Here is a 4,385-nt window from a genome sequence, read left to right on the forward strand (position 1 = left end):
TAAAAAAAGTCGAGTTCGTTTTCATCCTTTAACTACCAGCATAGAAGACAGTGGTTATCAGGGAATAGCTGCATACCATAGTAATAGTTATACACCGAAAAAGAAATCGAAAAAAGGATTGCTTCAACGGGATAATCAATTTCAGTAGCGCGAGCAATCAGGGCATCCTGAATCCAGTCTGGTAAGCACTTTAAAATATTTTCCGCATCCGCAGACGAGATTTGCTCCGAAAGTTTCACTTGCATGGGTTAGGACTCCAGTATGAATTTGAACATTATACGGTGGCTCAGTTGCCCTTCAAATGATCGCCTCTAGTTCTAATAGTAGCGCAGGGTTTTTTGAGTAAGGTATTGTCTGCACCGCAATTCGTACCAGCTATTCTCATTTTGAAACGATTTTGCGTTGTTTCAGCGATCTAGAGATTCGTTAAGAATTATTAACCCCTCTAGGTGCAAGGGTTTTAATGTCATGAAACCTTAAAATGAGAATTGCTATATTTTGAGAAGAGGCCGTTCCCTCAGCAAAAAAATAGATTAAAATGAGTGTGTCAGCCTGATTAACAAGATGAGTTATGCCAACACCGACTATCATCGAAACAGATTTGCGCGAAGTTCTAGCAGAAATGAATCAGAAGCTAGATACAATTTCTAAAGATGTGAATCAAGTACAGATTCGATTGGCTACTGTAGAAACCAAAGTTGATAATGTAGAGAAACGATTGGATTCAATGGATAAGCGATTCGATAAAATGGAATTACAGATAGAAAAGGTAGAAAGCAATCAGGGCAATCAGGTTTGGGCTTTGATTGGGATTTTGTTTACGGCGGTAGTGGCAACGTCTATCCGTTTTGTTTTAACAGCTTTACCCTAGATTTCAAAAGAAAACCTGATCGCGTTTTTAAGATTTAATCAACAAGAAAACAGCGATCACCGTTATCTCAAGTCATCTTCGGTCAGATCAGCATCTTTCAAAATACTCTTAAGAGTACCAATTGGTAAATCTTTATTGCCATGAACAGGAACGGATAAAATAACTTTCATTCTCTGTTTTGTATAAATATGATGACTACTACTAATGCGTTTTAACTGCTAACCATAACGTTCAATAATTTTACAAAGGGCTTGGCCAGAAATAGATTTCATAATGATAATTCGACTAGCTCTTTTTCTGCTTCAATTTCTGTTTCTTGACTTGCAACTTCAAGCCATCCTTGAACTGCATCTTGCAACATTTCTAATAATTGTTCGTAGCTTTCTCCCCAGGTATGACAGCCTGGCAATGCCGGTACGGAACCGCACCAAATACCATCTTCTTGCCAGATTAGAGCTTTAATTTTCATGTTATTTTCAAAATATTTGCCTGATTTTACTATGATAATAGAAAAATACGATATGTGATCGCCCCTCCTCCTCATCAAAAAGCGATCGCCCTTTGCGTTCCTATCCCAAGCAATGGCAGTTTTAAAGTTTAACCAACAAGATGACAGCGAATAACAATCAATTTGGTGTGTTACATTTATAATATGGGTATTTCAAGTAAAAATCATTTCACCAACAGATCATGCTTAATTCTATTGACGCATTATTTGACGGAAAAGTCTTTCATCCAGAGCAACCCGTTAGATTGAAGGCTAATACTCGTGTCCGCATTATTGTTGATAACTTATCGGATGAAAATAATGAACTCACTTCTTTTTTAGAGACAGCAGAATCATTACAACTAGACGGCCCCTCTGATTGGTCAGAAAATCTAGATAAATATTTATATGGTGAAGAAAAAGAGCATGAACCCTGAGAAATTTCTCGATACAAGTTATGCGATCGCTTTATCTTCATCTACGGACGATTATCATCATAAAGCACTTGCCATTGCCCAACAATTAAAAACTTCAAAAACACCTTTAGTTACAACCAGAGCCATTATTTTAGAGATTGGCAATGCTTTATCTAAACAAAAATATCGCTCTAAGTCAATTAAATTATTGTCCTCATTAGAAAAGGACAGAACAGTGACAGTTATTCCCTTATCGGAAATTCTTTATCAAAAAGCTTTTCAACTATATTGTCAAAGAAACGATAAAAATTGGGGAATTGTTGACTGTATTTCTTTTATTGTAATGGAAGAGCGTAGAATAACGGAAGCATTAACAACGGATATTCATTTTCAGCAAGCTGGTTTTCGAGCTTTGTTGAGAGATTAATCTCAGGGCAGGCGATCGCCCCTTCTCATCCCAAAAAAAACGATCGCCTCTCCTCATTCTCAAAAAGCGATCGCACTCATCATCACAAAAAATGATCGCCCTTTGCGTTCCTATCCCAAGCAATGGCAATTTTAAAATTTAATCAACAAGATAATAGCGATCGCACTTTCAAAAGCCAAAGGAATTGCGGTCTTAAAGTTTGGTAGGTTGGGTTGAGGCACGAAACCCAACGCCAGTTGCGTAAACACCAATCCAATAAATGTTATTCTAACTTGATGCAATACCGTAGAGCAAAAACACCTGAAGCTACTTATTTTTTTACAGTTGTGACATACAATCGTCACAAAATTTTGTGTGAACCTGAAAATGTGGATTTACTACGAAATGCTTTTAAATATGTTATGCGACAACATCATTTTAAGATTGATGCTATTGTCATTTTACCAGATCACATTCATGCTCTTTGGACATTGCCTGAAACAGATGCAGATTTTTCAACTCGTTGGCGATTAATTAAAAGTTATTTTAGCCGTCAATGTCATTCTCAATATCAGGGTAAAATTTCAACATCTCGACAACATAAAGGAGAAAAGGCTATTTGGCAACGTCGCTTTTGGGAGCATCAAGTTCGAGATGGTCGCCAAGGGCGCGCCTACGGCGATCGAGATTTTGTTAATCATCTCGAATACATCCATTACAATCCCGTGCATCATGGATTAGTAAATGCTCCGAAAGATTGGCAACACTCCAGTTTTCATCGTTATGTTGAAGAAGGAATTTATGATCAGATGTGGGGGGCTTCAGAAAGGCTGATCTTTGATAGTGATATTGGTATGGAATAAAATGTAGGTTGGGTTTCGTCGTATCAACCGACAAGATCAACTAAAATTTTTCAAAAATTCGGTGGGTTGGGTTAAGGAACGCAACCCAACAAATTAAAAGATAATGGTGTTAATTCGTTTTGGAAAGGGGATATTTTCTGTGTAGAAATGTTGGGTTTCCTTTCGTCAACCCAACCTACAAGATCGGCGATCGCACTACAATATCAGCGATCGCTCAAGCTATAGCAATTGATTGATTTGAGCCGCTGTTAATGCCGTAGTGTAAATACGAAAATCACTGAGTTGACCTGCAAACTGCTCGTTAGCACCCGTTCCACTATCCTCTTTGCGACCAATCAGATAGAAATTTGGACTAGGTTTTAACGTGTAAGGATTATGTACGCGCGGATCTGGTTGAATTGTAGGCGAAACACTTCCCGCCGCTTTTCCACCAACATACAGGGTTGCTTTTGGTGACCGAAAGTCGATACCCCAATCGAATGTAATCGCAACATGAGTCAACTGTTTAGCAACCACAGATATAGTACCAACTAAACCAACTAAATCTTGAGTTGGATCAGAGCCTGCTGTTGGCAAATCTTTCCGCAGATTAATTGCAGGAAGCCCTCCCGCATTGATAGCAAAAAGTAATTGCCAATCATTTGCCTTCCAATTGCCAATCAGGATATTTCGGTTTGCCGTGCTATCAAGGAGAACCTTTGTAGCTATGGTAAAGCTAGTTGCATGAAGGTCTAATCGAGGTGTTGAGAAATAACCACCGAGTGGCAAAACCACCGTAGAAAGTTGTAAAACTAGGGCATTGCTTATGTCTGTCATTTTTTCCTCAAATTTTTGAAATTGGTACTTTGGAAAAATCGGCTTTCAGCTTACTTGGCTAATTGTCGAGTGACTGCGATCACTTTCTCTGATTAAGTGCGGTCTGCTTCGCAGTGCCTTCGGCAACACCGATTTTATTAGCAAGAAAAAGGTAATGTTGAGTTTTATCACCTCAATCCAACCTACAGATCGGCTGAAAACCTTGCCGCTTTTCACGGACTTGGGGTCATAATACCATGTTTCGTTTTCCTAGCAAAGCTAAGGTTAACAATTCGCAACTTCCCTATACACAGCACTAAGTAATACTAAATCTTGTTACAAAATCTAGCTTTTCCCGGTAAGCTGTTGACTATCTAGCCCACATTCCGCACCCTAGTCGTTGAAATCAAAAGTTGCTCTAGCCCTTGTATAGCTGAACTTCCCCCCATACATATATACTATAATAGCCGAAAACCCTTATCCATCAATGGATGTAACCCCTTAACTTTTCTTAATGTACCCATGTAATTTGTAACATTTCTTAATG

General features: G+C 38.6%; 6 protein-coding genes and 2 pseudogenes. 5 read left to right on the top strand and 3 right to left on the bottom strand.

From position 1 onward, the window contains the following. Both LW728_RS22885 and LW728_RS22890 read left to right on the top strand, forming a co-directional pair. Nucleotides 1–112, top strand: a pseudogene (locus tag LW728_RS22885) (IS5/IS1182 family transposase); the annotation flags it as partial. 459 nt (nt 113–571) lie between these two features. After that, on the top strand, nt 572–871 hold the full coding sequence (locus tag LW728_RS22890; protein ID WP_002755782.1) for a hemolysin XhlA family protein: 300 nt from the start codon (nt 572–574) through the stop codon (nt 869–871). Nucleotides 872–933: 62 nt separating this feature from the next. Here the strand turns inward: LW728_RS22890 and LW728_RS22895 are convergent. Next, a pseudogene (locus LW728_RS22895) lies at nt 934–1,143 on the bottom strand (type II toxin-antitoxin system HicA family toxin). Further along, entirely contained in the window at nt 1,140–1,340 is a 201-nt protein-coding gene (locus LW728_RS22900; RefSeq protein ID WP_002735173.1) for a type II toxin-antitoxin system HicB family antitoxin, read from the bottom strand. The pseudogene LW728_RS22895 and the gene LW728_RS22900 overlap by 4 nt, the downstream one beginning before the upstream one ends. 221 nt (nt 1,341–1,561) lie before the next feature. On the opposite strand from LW728_RS22900, the gene LW728_RS22905 reads away from it, so the two are divergent. From LW728_RS22905 to LW728_RS22915, 3 genes are all read left to right on the top strand, one after another. Further along, nucleotides 1,562–1,795: a hypothetical protein gene (locus tag LW728_RS22905; RefSeq protein ID WP_004163555.1), complete on the top strand. Its 234-nt coding sequence runs from the start codon at nt 1,562–1,564 to the stop codon at nt 1,793–1,795. Next, nucleotides 1,785–2,201 carry a type II toxin-antitoxin system VapC family toxin gene (locus LW728_RS22910; protein WP_002792614.1) on the top strand — a complete coding sequence of 139 codons (417 nt, stop codon included), beginning with the start codon at nt 1,785–1,787 and terminating at the stop codon, nt 2,199–2,201. Before LW728_RS22905 ends, LW728_RS22910 begins: the two co-directional genes overlap by 11 nt. A gap of 275 nt (nt 2,202–2,476) precedes the next feature. Further along, nucleotides 2,477–3,043: an REP-associated tyrosine transposase gene (locus tag LW728_RS22915; protein ID WP_287768473.1), complete on the top strand. Its 567-nt coding sequence runs from the start codon at nt 2,477–2,479 to the stop codon at nt 3,041–3,043. Between the two features lie 219 nt (nt 3,044–3,262). Here LW728_RS22915 and LW728_RS22920 read toward each other — a convergent pair whose 3' ends face one another. Beyond that, the gene (locus tag LW728_RS22920; RefSeq protein ID WP_287768475.1) at nt 3,263–3,859 is read right to left on the bottom strand and encodes a LamG domain-containing protein; all 597 of its coding nucleotides are present in this window, start codon (nt 3,857–3,859) and stop codon (nt 3,263–3,265) included. Nucleotides 3,860–4,385: the final 526 nt, after the last annotated feature.

Source organism: Microcystis sp. 49638_E5, from assembly GCF_021300285.1.
In the GTDB taxonomy this organism is placed as follows: Bacteria; Cyanobacteriota; Cyanobacteriia; order Cyanobacteriales; family Microcystaceae; genus Microcystis; species Microcystis aeruginosa_C.

Coding starts and splice junctions, on each gene's coding strand:
- LW728_RS22920 (WP_287768475.1), bottom strand. CDS start 3,859: ATGACAGACATAAGCAATGCCCTAGTTTTACAACTTTCTACGGTGGTT.
- LW728_RS22905 (WP_004163555.1), top strand. CDS start 1,562: ATGCTTAATTCTATTGACGCATTATTTGACGGAAAAGTCTTTCATCCA.
- LW728_RS22910 (WP_002792614.1), top strand. CDS start 1,785: ATGAACCCTGAGAAATTTCTCGATACAAGTTATGCGATCGCTTTATCT.
- LW728_RS22915 (WP_287768473.1), top strand. CDS start 2,477: ATGCAATACCGTAGAGCAAAAACACCTGAAGCTACTTATTTTTTTACA.
- LW728_RS22900 (WP_002735173.1), bottom strand. CDS start 1,340: ATGAAAATTAAAGCTCTAATCTGGCAAGAAGATGGTATTTGGTGCGGT.
- LW728_RS22890 (WP_002755782.1), top strand. CDS start 572: ATGCCAACACCGACTATCATCGAAACAGATTTGCGCGAAGTTCTAGCA.